Raw genomic sequence first — 14,931 nt, 5'->3', positions numbered from 1 at the left:
TCTGGCTGAAGGGACTGGTCTTGAAAACCAGCAGAGGATTAACGTCCTGCGGGGGTTCGAATCCCTCAATCTCCGCCATTTAAAAAATTCATATCGCGGGATGGAGCAGTCTGGTAGCTCGTCGGGCTCATAACCCGAAGGTCGTTGGTTCAAATCCTTCTCCCGCAACCAAAAGGTCTGGTAGTTCAGCTGGTTAGAATGCCGCCCTGTCACGGCGGAGGTCGCGGGTTCGAGTCCCGTCCAGACCGCCAAATGGTTCCGTAGCTCAGTCGGTAGAGCAGAGGACTGAAAATCCTCGTGTCGGTGGTTCGATTCCGCCCGGAACCACCATTTGATAATTTAGGAACTCTTATGAGTTCCTTTTTTGTTTTACTCATAAAAAAACTCTAAAGGCTATTTCCTTTAGAGTTTTTAGCTATTTACTTTTTTAGAAAATCTGGATATGCTTCTGAACCATGTTCTCCAAGATCCAATCCAGCAACTTCTTCTCTTGGTTTAACTCTTAAGCCAACAGTATGTTGAATAGTCTTAAACATAATGAAACTTGTTGTACATACCCATAATGCTACACAGATAATACCAAACAATTGAATTCCTAATTGATGAAATCCACCACCATAGAATAATCCTAAAACAGATCCATCTACTGCCGGTGTTTTGCAAGCAAATAAACCAACTGCAATTGTTCCCCATACACCGTTTAAACAATGCACTCCAACTGCACCAACTGGATCATCAATATGGAATTTTTGATCAATGATTTCAATACCAAATATAACTAAGAAACCAGAAACAATTCCAACTACAATTGCTCCATAGAAGCTAATAATATGACACCCTGCTGTAATCGCAACCAATCCTGCTAAAATTCCATTCAATGTCATAGAAATATCTGGTTTTCCATAACGCTTCCAAGTTAAGAATAGGGTTGTTACTGCAGCGGCACAAGCAGCTAAATTAGTCGTCATAGCAACGTGTCCGACATATGTTGCAGCTTCTAATGAAGAACCTGGGTTAAATCCAAACCAACAGAACCATAAAATAAATACGCCCAATGTACCAAGTGGAATATTATGACCAGGTATCGCATTAACAGTACCATCACTATTATATTTACCAATTCTAGGTCCTAATACAATTGCACCCATTAACGCTGCAAATCCACCGACAGAATGAACTGCTGCTGATCCCGCATAATCAATAAATCCCATTTTTGCTAGAAAACCATCGCCCCAAATCCAATGTCCTGATACTGGATAAATGACTAATGAAATCACAAGTGTATAAATAAGATAAGAAGAAAATTTTGTTCTTTCAGCCATAGCACCCGAAACAATCGTCGCTGCTGTAGCACAAAATACAGTTTGAAAGAAAATGAATACTTCTGGTGATAAATCTTTTGCATGTAATCCCAATGAAGTAGGATCAACAAAACCAGATCCACCAATTAATCCCCCAATATCTTTACCAAACATTAATCCAAAACCTACTACCAAAAATACTAATGATCCTATCGCAAAATCCATTACATTTTTCATTAATACATTGTTTGCGTTTTTTTGACGTGTAAAACCACATTCCAATATAGCAAATCCTGCTTGCATCAACATAACTAAAACTGCGCCAAGAAAGACCCAGATAATATTTAATAACTGTGTTGTTTGCATAATTTTACCCCCTTTTTTATGTTAAACAACATTCTATAAAGCTCCTTCGCCACGTTCTCCTGTACGAATTCTCATAGCTTCATCAACTGGATAAACAAATACTTTACCATCACCGACGTTACCTGATGATAATTTTTCACTTACCTCTTTAATAATTGTTTCAACAGTTTCTTCCTTTACCACTGTTTCAACTCGTAATTTAGATACTAAATTAACTGAATATTTAGTTCCACGATATTGCTGAGTGTAACCCATTTGATTACCAAACCCCATAATATTGGAAACCATCATCCCAGTAATACCACAATCTGTTAGAATTTCTTTTAACACTTCTAGTTTTTCTGGTCTGATAATGATCTCTAACTTTTTCATTCTTGTTTCCCCCTTTTTATTTGATTTTTTGGATTCACCAAAAATCTTAACAAAACTATATCATCGTGATAATTTATTGTCAATATATTTTTATTAATGGTAATAATTTTTTATTATGCCAAAATAAAAAAAGTGGTTAATAGTAATTTCTTACAATATTAACCATATCTTCTATATATAATCTTGCTCCATCTATTATATCTTGATCTAATAAACCTTTTTGCCTCTTTGCTTTAAAAGTATACTGTTCTCTAAGTAGTGGTAAATCATTTCTTTGACATAAAGAAATCATTTTTTGCATCTTTTTTGTATTGAAATTAAAAGCATTAACTAAAGACACATTTTTTATTTGCGTTCGACTCAATGAATTAACAAAATGAATTAACTCTTTATCTTTTAAAATTGAATCATCAAAACCAATTACTAATAAATCGACTTGATGATCATATCTAAAATCACTAATAGGTTTAGCATATGTTTTAACCCAACGTGCCATTTCATCAGCTACTGTTTTCATATGTTTAGATTTTGTTGTATATACAATTTCTATTTTCATAATATTCACCTACTTAAAAATACAATAAAAATATGAACTTAACATGACTTCTTGTCATAAAATTCTATTCTATGGTCATAATTATATCAAAGGAAACTGTTCTTTTCTAGTTGTAATAAAACATAAGGAGGTCAAGATGAAGTATATCAAAGTAATTTCAATTTGCTTATTAGCATTTATCCTAACTGGATGTATGGACTTACAAATTAATTATGATTTACATGATAATAAACAACCAAGCCTTATAACAACATTTTATTTAAATAAAAACATTTATCAGGAATTAAAAACATCACCATCTCAACTCATAAAACAAATAAAAGAAACAAGCCCTCAGTTAAATCTTTGGACTTATAAAATTATTAAAAAAAATAATCAACAAACGATAAAAATGACAGCCCCATTAGATCAAGCCAAAACAATCTATCATTATTTTGATATAAAAAAAGAAAAAGATGTAACAACATATCGATTTAATTTACCAAAAGAAGTTCTTAAGCAAATTGATTTATCAGAAATTAAAGACTATAAAGACCAAATAAATGTTTTAAAAACCTTAAACACATCCTTCACTCTCCACCTTATATTCCCAAAACCAATAAAAACAGCTTCCATCGGAGAAATTCACGATAATGAGCTAACAATTGATTTAGTTGAAATCATTCAAAAAGAAAAAGTTCCTACTCTGGTGGTACAGTGTACTAATCATCACTTTAAGACTCTCTATATATTCATCTTTATCATTTTGTTAGTTTTGCTCATTTCAATTCTAAGTAAAAAATATCTCATAAAGAGATTTTAAGAAAATAAAAAATTCTTGAAATCTTTTTTTTCATAGCATAAAGTGATAGAATATGTCTGGTTAAGGAGAAAAAGCAAAATGAAAAGAAATTGTATTATTGGACAATCTGGAGGACCCACAATCGCAATTAATGCAAGTCTTGCCGGAATTATTCATCGTGCCAAATCAAGTAAAGAATTTAACCATGTATATGGCATGATTAATGGAATTAAAGGTTTATTAGATGGTCAATATATGGACCTATTAGAAGAATTTGATAATGGTGAAAAAATTAACGCTTTAAAACAAACACCTGCAATGTATTTAGGATCTTGTCGTTTTAAATTACCAACGCATCAAGACAATATTCAAGTTTATGAAGACTTATTTAAAATTTTAACTGATTTAGAAATTACTGATTTTTTCTACATAGGTGGAAATGATTCTATGGACACTGTCATGAAATTAGATGAATATGCTCGTCATATTCAAAGCCCTATTCATTTTATAGGTATTCCTAAAACAATCGATAATGACTTAATGGGTACAGATCATACTCCTGGTTTTGGTTCAGCCGCAAAATATGTAGCAACATCAATATTAGAAGTCGTACATGATAGTTTAATCTATCAATTACAATCTGTTACGATCATTGAAATCATGGGACGTAATGCAGGTTGGCTTACTGCTGCTGCTGCTCTTGCTAGAAATGAATATAACGAAGCACCCGATCTAATTTATCTACCAGAAGTTGTTTTTGATAAAGATAAATTTTTACAAGATATTCATGAAGTATTTAAGAAAAAAAGATGTGTTGTTATCGCAGTGAGTGAAGGAATCAAAGATAAAGATGGACACTTCTTAGATGATGATAGTAAATACGCTAAAAAAGATGCTTTTGGTCATGTATTACATTCTGGAACAGGAAAAATGTTAGAATCTTTAGTATTTAAAGAGTTTGGATGTAAAGTAAGAAGTATCGAGTTAAATGTTTTACAAAGATGTGCTATGCACATTGGAAGTAAAACAGATTTAAATGAATCATTTGTTGTAGGTCAAAAAGCAATTGAAACTGCTCTTGAAGGTAAATCAGGACAAGTTATGGGATTCAAACGATTATGTAATGATCCATATCATATTGATTATATTTCAAGTGATGTAAGAGATATTGCAAACCTAGAACAAAAAATTCCTAGAAATTGGATTAATGAAGCCGGAAATGATATTAATCAAGAATTATATGATTACTTATATCCATTAATTCAAGGTGAAGTTCATATTCAATATAAAAATGGTATTCCAGCATATTATAGTTGTAAACATTTACAAAAATAGTCACATTTCAATGTGACTTTTTTATTTCCAAATTCTTTTTAACAATAAGATTGCTTTTTCAATATCTTCTAATATCATTCCCGAAATAGATAAAGCAATTTGATGATAGGAGTTTTTGGCAACTAAAATATGATTTTCCTTAGCTAAGTCAATGTAGCTATCAATCTTATCTTGATCTACTGACATTGTAATCATCAATGATGTTTCATATAACTCAAAGTGATGCTGAGGAAAAGAATCTTTCAAAAGCTCTAGCATTTTATTACTTTTAACATAATAGTGTTTTCTAAGGCGCTTTAGATGTCTTGATAATTGTCCATCTTCAATATATAAAGCTAAGGCTAATTGTTCCAATTTTGATGCAGTCGGATGATAATATTTCATTTTTATTTTAAATTGTTCTAAAAATGGAATTGGTAAAGCTAGATAACTCATTCTTATTGATGGTAATAATAATTTAGAAAATGAACCTATATAAAAAATACGTTGGTTATCAAATTTAGCCATAGCATCAATTGGTTTACTATTAAACATTAATTCACCATTATGATCATCTTCAATAATATATGCATTATAATCATGTGCATATTTGATTAATTCATTTCTTCTTTGTTGCTTGATAGGATGACCATGATATCCTCCTGAAGAACTATTTACATAAATTAAATTAACATGATTGCGTTTGAGTTCATCAATAATAATTCCCTCATGATCACTTTTTAATTTAACTATATGCATATGACAATCATGAAAAACAGCTTCACCTTGTACAAAACCACTCTCATCTACACCAACAGTAATATCATCATCAAATAGCGCACAAACATAATATAACAGTACCTGAAAACCTGCACCAATAACGTATGAATCAATCGGTCTTTTAACGCCTCGATTATTTTGACAATAATTTTGTAATTGTATTTTTAATATTTCTTCTCCGCTATGATTTCCATAACATGTTAATTCATCCGAATACTTAAGTGCTTTTTTTATATATCTTTTCCATACTTCAATATTAAAACTTTCATCATCTACTTTTTGACCAGAAAAATCATAATCATATTTAACTTCCTTTAACATCGATTTTCGATTAAGGGTTAACTGATTTGAAACTGGATCTTGAATTCTAACAAAATAACCAACCTTTTCTTTCGAATAAATATACCCTTCATTCAATAACTGTACATAAGCATTTTCTACCGTTGTTCTGCTTACTCCCCTTTTCTCCGCCATCTTTCTAACGGATGGCAGTTTCTCTTGATAATGTAAATAACCATCATTAATATCACTTACAATTGACTGATATACTTTTTCATATTTAAACTCTTTCATACTATTCTCCATTTAAATGCATTGTAACACATTCATAAAAAAAATAAAAAGATGCTTAGCATCCTCTTACTTTTCTCTCATTTTTTCACGTAAATAACATGTCGCTACAACAATAACAATAGCAACTAAAATAACCGCTGCACACAACGAAACCGGTGAAAACGATGATTGCATGATTAAACCTCCACTTGTTTTATAAATTGATAGTTAAAGTAACTGGGCAATGATCACTACCCATTATTTCCGTTTCAATTGAAGCATCAATAATGCAGTCTTTTAATGATTGGGAAACAATAAAATAATCAATCCTCCATCCTGCATTTTTCTTTCTCGCTTGAAAACGATAAGACCACCATGAGTAAACCTCTTCTACACTTGGATACAGATAACGAAATGTATCTATATAACCATGATTCAATAGCTTACTCATACAACTTCTTTCTTGATCAGTAAACCCTGGATTAGTCCTATTTGTTTTTGGATTTTTTAAATCAATCTCTTGATGAGCTACATTTAAATCTCCGCATAATATAACAGGTTTATCTAAAGAATCTAAATATTTCAAAAAATATTCTTCCCATTCCATTCTATAATCCAAACGTTTTAATTCATTTTGACTATTTGGCGTGTAGCAAGTTATAAAATAATAATTTGGATATTCTAATGTGATCAATCTTCCCTCTTGATCAAAATCTTCATTATTCATTCCATAAAAGACTGAAATAGGTTTTTGTTTAGTATAAATCAATGTCCCACTGTAACCCTTTTTTTCAGCACTATTTAAATAATGATAATAACCTTCTATATTAATATCCGCTTGCCCTTCTTGCATTTTTGTTTCTTGTACACAAAAGAAATCTGCATCCATTTGTTTAACAACATCAAAAAAACCTTTATTTATACATGCTCTTATACCATTAACATTCCAACTTACACACTTCATAAAAATTTCTCCATGTATTCATATTACACTAAAGCGCTTTCATTTACAACATATTTATTTTTTATATTACATCATATTCAAAATAATAAGATAAATACTTTGACATTTTTTTATTATCGTAATAATATTATTACATTAATAAAAAATTATTAGGAGGAAATATATGAAAGTACTTATATTACAGGGAGAAAGTATTACCCCTAGCATTTCGACACAACAACTTATAGAAAGATATGATCAATTAAAAAAATACCAAGATATTGAATATACTGTTATTAAAAAAGATTCAATCATGAGTTTTGATGAGTATGATCAATTATTAGATGATTACGACGCATTAATTGGAATGTGGATTACCAGTGATGTTTTAATAGAAAAATTATTTATTAATCATCCTCGCTTAAAATATATCGCTACAACCTCACATGGGTTTGAAGAATTTGATAAAGAGATGACCAAACGTTATGGTGTAACCATCACAAACACCATCTATGGTGCCTCTACCATTGCACAATATGCAATGGCTCTATTATTAGAAATTTGTCATCATGTAAGCGACCAATGTCACTATACAAAAATAGATTATTTTAAAAACAAAGATAATCCCTTTTGTCTGGCTACAAATCGACATATAGAAATAACTGATAAAACAGTAGGTGTTATTGGTTTAGGGGCAATTGGTTACCACTTTGCTAAAATAGCTCATGGCTTTGGTTGTCATGTTATCGGTTATGACTTATTTAAAAAAGAGGATCCTCAATACAACTTTATTGAACAAGTATCTCTAGATGAACTTTTATCACAATCTGATATTATCTCATTACACTGTCCTCTTACTTCACAGACCGAAAAAATAATCAATAGAGATACCATTAATAAAATGAAAGACGGTGTCATTATTATTAATACTGCAAGAGGAAAACTTATTGATGAAGATGCATTAGTTGAAGCATTAAATAGCAACAAAATATATAGCGTTGGTCTTGATGTATTAACCGATGAAAATCCTCAAAAACCGACTCCCCTTATCCAACATCCACGTTCTATAGTAACAGGACATGTAGCCTGGTTAGCTGATGAAGCAAGATATAGAACAATTGATTTAGCAATTCAAAATTTTATCAATTACTATCAAGGTAATCCAACAAGTGTTATCAATAAATAAGGAGACCATATTATGCCTCCAGTTTATCTTAATAAAAAAAGGGCTCTGCCCTTTTTTTATAAATATAAACTTACAAAATAAGCTATAAACAGGATTAATAATCCCCAAACAATTCCTTTAACTTCTTTTGCACGTCCAGTAAAAATCATTGTTAAACCATAAACAATAAATCCTAAAGCAATACCATCACTAATAGAATAAGTTAACAACATTGTAATAACAGTAATAAATCCACTTGCTGCAAATACAACATCATCCCAATCAATTCCACCTAATTGACTTGCCATAGAAATACCAACAGCTACTAAAGCAGGAGCTGTTACAGCGTTTGTAACAACACTTAATACCGGTGCAAATAAAATTGATAAGAAGAATAAAACAGCAGTAACACAAGCAGTTAAACCAGTTCTTCCTCCAGCTTCAACACCTGCTGTAGATTCAACAAATGAAGTTACTGTAGAAGTTCCTAAACAAGCTCCTACAACAGTACCTACTGAATCAGCAACAAGGGCTTGTTCGATATTGTCTAATTCTCCATTTTCATCAACTAAATTTGTTTTGTTTGCAACTGAAATTAAAGTTCCAGCTGTATCAAAGAAATCAACAAATAATAATGAGAAAATACCTACAATACAACTTGGATGTGAGAATAATTCTTGAAATCCACTCATAAATAATCCAAATCCACTTGTATCAATTTTTGTAGAAATAATAGCTGAAGGCATCTTAGGCATTCCTGAAACTCCACACAATCCTAAAACAATACCTACAACAGCTGTAACAACTAAACCATAGAATACAGCAGCAGGTACTTTTTTTGCCATAAAGATAATAGTAATAATAATTCCAAATACTGCAAGTAAAACAGCAGGACTAGATAAGTTTCCTAATGCTACATATGTAGATTGATCACTTACAATAATTCCAGAATTTTTAAAACCAATAAAAGCAATAAAGAAACCAATTCCTGCCCCAATTGCTAATTTTAATTGTTGTGGAATAGCATTAATAATCGCTTTTCTTACACCAGTTACTGAAATAAGTAAAAAGATAACTCCTGAAGTAAAGACAGCAGCTAAAGCAGCAGCAGGACTATATCCCATTGTCATAACAAGAGTATAAGTAAATAATGCATTAACACCCATACCTGGTGCCAAAGCCACCGGATAATTAGCAAGCAATCCCATAATTAATGTTGCAATACCAGATGATAAAGCTGTCGCTAAAAAGACACCACCATAAGATAATCCAGTTTGTTGAAGCATGTTGGGATTAACTGCTAAAATATAAGCCATAGCTAAAAATGTTGTCACACCACCAATGACTTCTGTTTTAACATTTGTTCCCTTTTCATTAAGTTTAAAAAGTTTTTCTAGCATTAAATAGTCTCCCTTACATAAAATTTAATACTCCTTTATTATAAGGTTTTTTTGCTATTTTTCAACAAATTAAATCTATCTCATCATCATAAATTCAGATAAAATAATAATTCTTCCATCGCTCTACTTTTCATACGATAATAAGTACTTCTAGAATAATAATCCATCCACCAATTATTTGGTGCCTGATTCATAAATTCATGAATAATTATCTTTTGATTTTCTTCACTTAACAAAGCAACAATTTCTTCAAACATATCAATTTTATTTTCTAACTCCTCTTTCTTTTCAACATAATGCTCAATTTTACTTTTCCCTGATTGATAGCCTTGTTTACCTTCCCTAACAATGCCATAATTTAATTCCGGATAGAAATTTTTATTTTCTAAACGTTTTAAATTAAACTTATCTCGTCGATACTCTCTAAAGATTTGTTCTAGAACTTCCTGTTTTTGGCGAAATGTCAACGCCATAATATTTTTCATAAAAAACACCTCCTATTTATATATATACAAATAAAAGGTGTTTTTCTTTTAAATTGTTAAATTTTCTTTAATTTCTTGAATTTGTTCTTCATCTAACCCACATTGAAGCAAATATTCCTTTGCACTTCCATATGTTTCTCTTAAATATGCTAAAAATTTCATCATGATTCGAGGATCAGAACCTAAGAACTTTTCATCTTCTTCCTTAATCATTCCCTTTAATTGATCAAGAATAGGTTTATTATTTTCAAATGATTCCGAATAATCTTTGACAATATCATATTCATGGCACCCTGCTAAATCTAATAATAAAGCAGAAACAACACCTGTTCGATCTTTTCCCGCTGAACAATTAAACATAATAGCGTCATAAGGATGCTCGTAAAAGATTTCAAATATTTTCTTCATTTGATTTTTATTTGCTTCAATCATAAAAATATAGAAACCACTTAAATCTTGGTATTCTTTAATATTATCAGCAATCAAAGAAAAGTTTTGTGATTGTAATAAATCAATGTGATAATATTCGATGTCTTGATATTCTTTTAAAGGATGTGGCAGTTGTTCTACCTCAAAAGGGCTTCTCAAATCAACAACAGTACGAATACCATAATCATATAATTGTTTTTTTCCTGCCTCATCTATTTTGCTAGGACATGCACTACGTATAAATTTATGAGCTTTTGTATAATAACCATCTTGTGTTTCATAACCACCTAAATCACGAACATTGGTAACATGAGGTATGTGAAGTAAACGTTCTTCACGGCTTAATTGCATCATAATTTAATCTCCTTTTCTATTTTTCAAACGGACGTACTCTTAGAGTTACTCCAATTTCATCAGCAATCTTTTGACATTTATTAATTTCTTCTTCACCAATAATATCAACAACAGTTAAAACAACATGAGGAACATATTGTTTTGCTTTACTCGCAAATTTTAACATTTCATCAAAAGAGTCAATACCAAAACGACTTCTTGTTAAACGATAATATTCTTCCTTATTACTTGCATTTAAAGAAACAGATACAGTATCAATAAGTCCCTTAAATTCAGGAGTAATATCTCTTTTCCATGATAAAGATGATAACCCATTGGTATTAATTCTTATTTTTATATCTGGTTTTCTTTGTTTTAAGTACTTTGCTACTTCCATTAAATCTTCATGTCTTAATAAAGGTTCACCAAATCCACAAAAAACAACTTCTTTAAAATCATCTAATTGATACAAATCAAATTCATGACAAATTTCTTCTACAGTAGGTTCTTCTTTTAACCATAAAGAATTGCCTTCCATCATTTCTTTAGTTTGTCTTAAACAAAAAGTGCAAGAACATTGACAACGATTTGTTGAATTGACATAACATGTTATCCCTTTTAAATCAGATACATGTTTTAAATCAATATAAGAATTACCATACAAAGTATATAATATCATTTTAATCCCCCAATTCCTTTAAAAATGGTTCAAAGCATAACCCCAAATGTGGATGTGCTTCAATACTTTTAGAATACGCAATACATTTAGACGCAAACGCAGCAGCTTGTTTTACACACTGTAAAAAAGAACATCCTTGTAAATAACGTCCTGCAATAATTGCACTATAAACATCACCTGTCCCACTGCGATCTTCACCAATACGATCAACTTCAACGCGATAGTATTGTCCATGATCATATACAAAATTTAATATCTTTTGTCCATGAGAAATTCCTGTAACAACAATAAGTTGTGGTCCCATCTTACTTAATTTTTGACACATTCTAAATAATTCTTGGTCATCATAAGTTTCATGATACTCTTCATCAATTAAAGCACATAATTCAGTTAAATTAGGTGTCACAATTGTAGCATAAGGCATTAAATCCCTCATTTTCTCTTGCATCTGTTTAGTATAAGTAGGATACAAATGACCATGATCTCCCATAACTGGGTCAACTAAAATAAAGTTTTGATCTGTTTTGAAAGATTTAAAGAAATCCTTAACAATATCTATTTGTTTAACAGACCCTAAAAAACCACTACAAATCCCATCAAATTCAACATTCATTGTTTTGTATGTTTGAATATATGCTGTCATTTTATCAGTATAATCATCAAAAAAGAAATCCGGATGATAAGTATTGATAGATAAAATAGCCGTAGGAACAAACACTGTTTCAATTCCCATTGATGAAATAATCGGTAACTGACAAGCTACTGAACAACGACTATATCCTGTTACATCATTAATTAATACAATTCGTTTTTGTCTCATAATATAAACCTCTCTTGCCTATTTTATCATAAGACTGTAATGATAAATAGCACCAATTTAATAATTTTTCAAAAGACAGATAAGCTCTATTTGTTTCTATAAAAATGATTTGGTATAATAAATCTCAGGAGGCACATATGAAAAAAATAAAATCAATCTTAATTATTTGTTTATGCTTTATTTTTTTAGTTGGCTGTTCTAATACTAAAGATACAACAAAAAAAGCAAAAACAACATACTTAAAAGGAAATTATCAAGTCACAATAGAAGTTGAAAATTATGGAACAATTAAAGCTGAAATAGATGCAGATAATACACCGATTACCGTCACTAACTTTGTTAAGCTTGCTAAATCTGGTTTTTATAATGGTTTAACTTTCCATCGTATAATCAAAGATTTTGTTATTCAAGGTGGTGATCCAAATGGTGATGGTACTGGAGGATCAAAAAAGACAATTAAAGGTGAATTTAGTGAAAATGGTGTAAAAAACCAAATCAGTCATACACGTGGTGCTATTTCAATGGCAAGAAGTCAAGATAATGATAGTGCTAGTAGTCAATTCTTTATTTGTGTTCAAGATGCAACTCACTTAGATGGTCAATACGCTGCTTTTGGTCATGTATATGAAGGAATGGATGTTGTTGATCAAATTGCTAATAATGTCCCTTCTACAGATGATAATGGTACTGTAGCTAAAGAAAATCAGCCAGTAATCAAAAAAATTACTGTTAAAAAAATGTAATGGAATGAGTTAAACTCATTCCATTTTTTTACATTACGCCTTCTTTTTTTAATTCTCTTATTAATAAAATAACTGTGATGATAAAAGCACATGCATCCGCAAACGGAACAGCATAAAAAATTCCATATAAGCCAAATATATGAGCCAACAATAAAATAGCTGGTATTAAAATAATAACTTGTCTTAATAAATTTAAAAAACTAGATACTGTAATTTTACCAACTGCTTGAAAATAATTAGCACATACAATTTGAATACCAATAACCGGTAACATCATAAACCATATTCTTAAAGAATCTACACCTAAAGAAACCACACTTTGGTCATTGTTGAACATATAAACAATTGTCTTGGTAAAAAATTCAACTCCTATAAAACCAATAAGATCAATAATGATAGCACCCATCATTGCATATTTTAAAGTTTCTTTAACACGATCCATTAATCGTGCTCCATAATTATAAGAAATCAAAGGCTGTTGACCTTGAGTTAATCCTGTAAGTGGCATTAACAAAATAGTTTGTACACTGGTAACAATTCCGATAGCACTTAAAGCAACATCTCCTCCATATTGAAGCAAGGTTGCATTTAATATAATATTCAAGACACTATTTGACATTTGCATTAAAAAAGCAGGAATACCCGTTTTGATAATATCTATAGCATAAAGCCATTTCAATTTCATTAATGATAAATTTAAAGATATAATTGTTCTTTTACCAAATAAAAAGACAAGTTGCCAGATAGCACTTAAAAACTGTCCACCTATTGTAGCAAGGGCTGCTCCTTCCATGCCCATTTTAAAACAAACAATTAAAATATAATCAAATAAAATATTAAAACCTGCTCCTATCAATTGAGAAACCATTGCATTTTTAGGATTTCCTTGTGCTCTAGAAAAATTATTTCCAGCCATGGCTACACATTGAAATACTGAACCATATAAAATAATACTTAAATAACGTTGAGCGTAAGGCAATACTTGTTGACTTGCTCCTAATATTTTTAAAATAGGATTTAAAAATAAACACCCTGCAATTGTAAATATTAGACCCAGTATTACTGTAAGAGTCAAACCATTCCCCATATATTTAGCAGCATCTTCACGTTTTCCCATTCCTAAAGCTATCGAAAAGCGAGTTGCTCCACCAACTCCTATCATTAACGAAATGGCCATTAAAATAAGCGTAACTGGATAAGTAATACTAATTCCAGCTAATCCTAACGCTCCAAGTTGTGGCGCATTACCAATAAAAATGCGGTCTACAACATTATAGATTGCATTAACTAACATTCCTATAATAGCTGGTAATGAAAATTCCACTAATAAAGGAAGTATTTTATTATTTTTCATTCTTTCATCATTCATAAAATTCCTCCATATTTTTTGCTAGTGTATGTAACATTTGATTTAATTGTTCTTTTTCTAATAAATTCAAACCATTAACCATTTTATTAGAAACATTTTCAAATGCTTGATCAATAAATGAATATAGACTTCTCCCTTTTGAAGTCAAATATATTTCATAATTTCTTTTATCTTTTAAAGATATCTGTTTAATGATTAACCCTTTTTCTTCCATGTTTTTTAATATCCGGGTTACTGCACTTTTATCAATTAACAATAGTTTCGTTAATTTTTCCTGTAATAAACCGTCTTGATGATAAAGTAAATGAATTACTCTTGCTTCACCATGGCTAATTCCTTTTGTTTTTAAGTGTTCATTTATCTTTGCTGAACTTTGATTTGCGATAAAATTAATAATACCACCGATTCTCATAATCTCTCCTATTAGTTGATATATCAACTATATAGATAATATTCTTTTTTGTCAATAAAAAAAAGAAGAGTTACACTCTTCTTACAGACTGTTGACAAATTGACTATCGACAGTCTTTTTAAAATTTGTTA

Annotated in this window: 16 protein-coding genes and 3 tRNA genes; 7 read left to right on the top strand and 12 right to left on the bottom strand. The window is 30.5% G+C overall.

What is annotated here, in order from left to right; all coding sequences use genetic code 11:
- Positions 1–94: 94 nt before the first annotated feature.
- The 3 genes from DWZ53_RS10580 to DWZ53_RS10570 all read left to right on the top strand — a co-directional run bounded on the left by DWZ53_RS10580 (position 95) and on the right by DWZ53_RS10570 (position 330).
- Positions 95–171 (top strand) — tRNA-Met (locus tag DWZ53_RS10580).
- Between the two features lie 3 nt (positions 172–174).
- Positions 175–251, top strand: a tRNA-Asp gene (locus DWZ53_RS10575).
- A 3-nt stretch (positions 252–254) separates the two neighbouring features.
- Positions 255–330, top strand: a tRNA-Phe gene (locus DWZ53_RS10570).
- An 89-nt stretch (positions 331–419) separates the two neighbouring features.
- Here the strand turns inward: DWZ53_RS10570 and DWZ53_RS10565 are convergent.
- The 3 genes from DWZ53_RS10565 to DWZ53_RS10555 all read right to left on the bottom strand — a co-directional run bounded on the left by DWZ53_RS10565 (position 420) and on the right by DWZ53_RS10555 (position 2,595).
- Positions 420–1,667 carry an ammonium transporter gene (locus tag DWZ53_RS10565; RefSeq protein WP_118434137.1) on the bottom strand — a complete coding sequence of 416 codons (1,248 nt, stop codon included), beginning with the start codon at positions 1,665–1,667 and terminating at the stop codon, positions 420–422.
- Between the two features lie 33 nt (positions 1,668–1,700).
- Complete coding sequence (locus DWZ53_RS10560) at positions 1,701–2,039, bottom strand: P-II family nitrogen regulator (protein ID WP_118434136.1); 339 nt, start codon at positions 2,037–2,039, stop codon at positions 1,701–1,703.
- 136 nt (positions 2,040–2,175) lie between these two features.
- The gene (locus DWZ53_RS10555; protein WP_118434135.1) at positions 2,176–2,595 is read right to left on the bottom strand and encodes a hypothetical protein; all 420 of its coding nucleotides are present in this window, start codon (positions 2,593–2,595) and stop codon (positions 2,176–2,178) included.
- A gap of 136 nt (positions 2,596–2,731) precedes the next feature.
- Between DWZ53_RS10555 and DWZ53_RS10550 the strand changes: the two genes are divergently transcribed.
- Together DWZ53_RS10550 and DWZ53_RS10545 are read left to right on the top strand one after the other, a co-directional pair.
- On the top strand, positions 2,732–3,397 hold the full coding sequence (locus tag DWZ53_RS10550; RefSeq protein ID WP_118434134.1) for a hypothetical protein: 666 nt from the start codon (positions 2,732–2,734) through the stop codon (positions 3,395–3,397).
- A gap of 78 nt (positions 3,398–3,475) precedes the next feature.
- Entirely contained in the window at positions 3,476–4,711 is a 1,236-nt protein-coding gene (locus DWZ53_RS10545; protein ID WP_118434133.1) for a 6-phosphofructokinase, read from the top strand.
- 21 nt (positions 4,712–4,732) lie between these two features.
- Here the strand turns inward: DWZ53_RS10545 and DWZ53_RS10540 are convergent, their stop codons facing one another.
- A complete protein-coding gene (locus DWZ53_RS10540; RefSeq protein ID WP_118434132.1) occupies positions 4,733–6,043 on the bottom strand; it encodes a PLP-dependent aminotransferase family protein in 1,311 nt (436 codons plus the stop codon).
- A 193-nt stretch (positions 6,044–6,236) separates the two neighbouring features.
- Complete coding sequence (locus DWZ53_RS10535) at positions 6,237–6,986, bottom strand: exodeoxyribonuclease III (RefSeq protein WP_118434131.1); 750 nt, start codon at positions 6,984–6,986, stop codon at positions 6,237–6,239.
- 163 nt (positions 6,987–7,149) lie between these two features.
- Here DWZ53_RS10535 and DWZ53_RS10530 point away from each other — a divergent pair, with 163 nt between their 5' ends.
- Complete coding sequence (locus DWZ53_RS10530) at positions 7,150–8,151, top strand: 2-hydroxyacid dehydrogenase (protein WP_118434130.1); 1,002 nt, start codon at positions 7,150–7,152, stop codon at positions 8,149–8,151.
- 56 nt (positions 8,152–8,207) lie between these two features.
- Here DWZ53_RS10530 and DWZ53_RS10525 read toward each other — a convergent pair whose 3' ends face one another.
- From DWZ53_RS10525 to DWZ53_RS10505, 5 genes are all read right to left on the bottom strand, one after another.
- Positions 8,208–9,530, bottom strand: coding sequence for an NCS2 family permease (locus tag DWZ53_RS10525; protein WP_118434129.1), 1,323 nt, complete (start codon positions 9,528–9,530; stop codon positions 8,208–8,210).
- 86 nt (positions 9,531–9,616) lie between these two features.
- Positions 9,617–10,015, bottom strand: coding sequence for an MG284/MPN403 family protein (locus tag DWZ53_RS10520; RefSeq protein ID WP_118434128.1), 399 nt, complete (start codon positions 10,013–10,015; stop codon positions 9,617–9,619).
- A gap of 48 nt (positions 10,016–10,063) precedes the next feature.
- Entirely contained in the window at positions 10,064–10,798 is a 735-nt protein-coding gene (locus DWZ53_RS10515) for a tyrosine-protein phosphatase (protein WP_118434127.1), read from the bottom strand.
- Between the two features lie 16 nt (positions 10,799–10,814).
- Complete coding sequence (locus DWZ53_RS10510) at positions 10,815–11,456, bottom strand: TatD family nuclease-associated radical SAM protein (protein ID WP_118434126.1); 642 nt, start codon at positions 11,454–11,456, stop codon at positions 10,815–10,817.
- Position 11,457: 1 nt separating this feature from the next.
- Positions 11,458–12,276 (bottom strand): pyridoxamine kinase, encoded by an 819-nt coding sequence (locus DWZ53_RS10505; protein WP_118434125.1) that lies wholly within the window; start codon positions 12,274–12,276, stop codon positions 11,458–11,460.
- Positions 12,277–12,413: 137 nt separating this feature from the next.
- Between DWZ53_RS10505 and DWZ53_RS10500 the strand changes: the two genes are divergently transcribed.
- On the top strand, positions 12,414–13,019 hold the full coding sequence (locus tag DWZ53_RS10500; RefSeq protein ID WP_118434124.1) for a peptidylprolyl isomerase: 606 nt from the start codon (positions 12,414–12,416) through the stop codon (positions 13,017–13,019).
- Between the two features lie 28 nt (positions 13,020–13,047).
- Here DWZ53_RS10500 and DWZ53_RS10495 read toward each other — a convergent pair whose 3' ends face one another.
- Entirely contained in the window at positions 13,048–14,388 is a 1,341-nt protein-coding gene (locus DWZ53_RS10495) for an MATE family efflux transporter (RefSeq protein ID WP_118434123.1), read from the bottom strand.
- The gene (locus tag DWZ53_RS10490) at positions 14,381–14,800 is read right to left on the bottom strand and encodes a MarR family winged helix-turn-helix transcriptional regulator (protein WP_118434122.1); all 420 of its coding nucleotides are present in this window, start codon (positions 14,798–14,800) and stop codon (positions 14,381–14,383) included. The genes DWZ53_RS10495 and DWZ53_RS10490 overlap by 8 nt, the downstream gene beginning before the upstream one ends.
- Positions 14,801–14,931: the final 131 nt, after the last annotated feature.

The sequence above is a fragment of the Coprobacillus sp. AF33-1AC genome, assembly GCF_003475785.1.
Classification (GTDB): Bacteria; Bacillota_I; Bacilli_A; order Erysipelotrichales; family Coprobacillaceae; genus Faecalibacillus.
The sequence above is the reverse complement of the archived record's forward strand: the minus strand, read 5'-3'. Positions and strand labels throughout refer to the sequence as shown.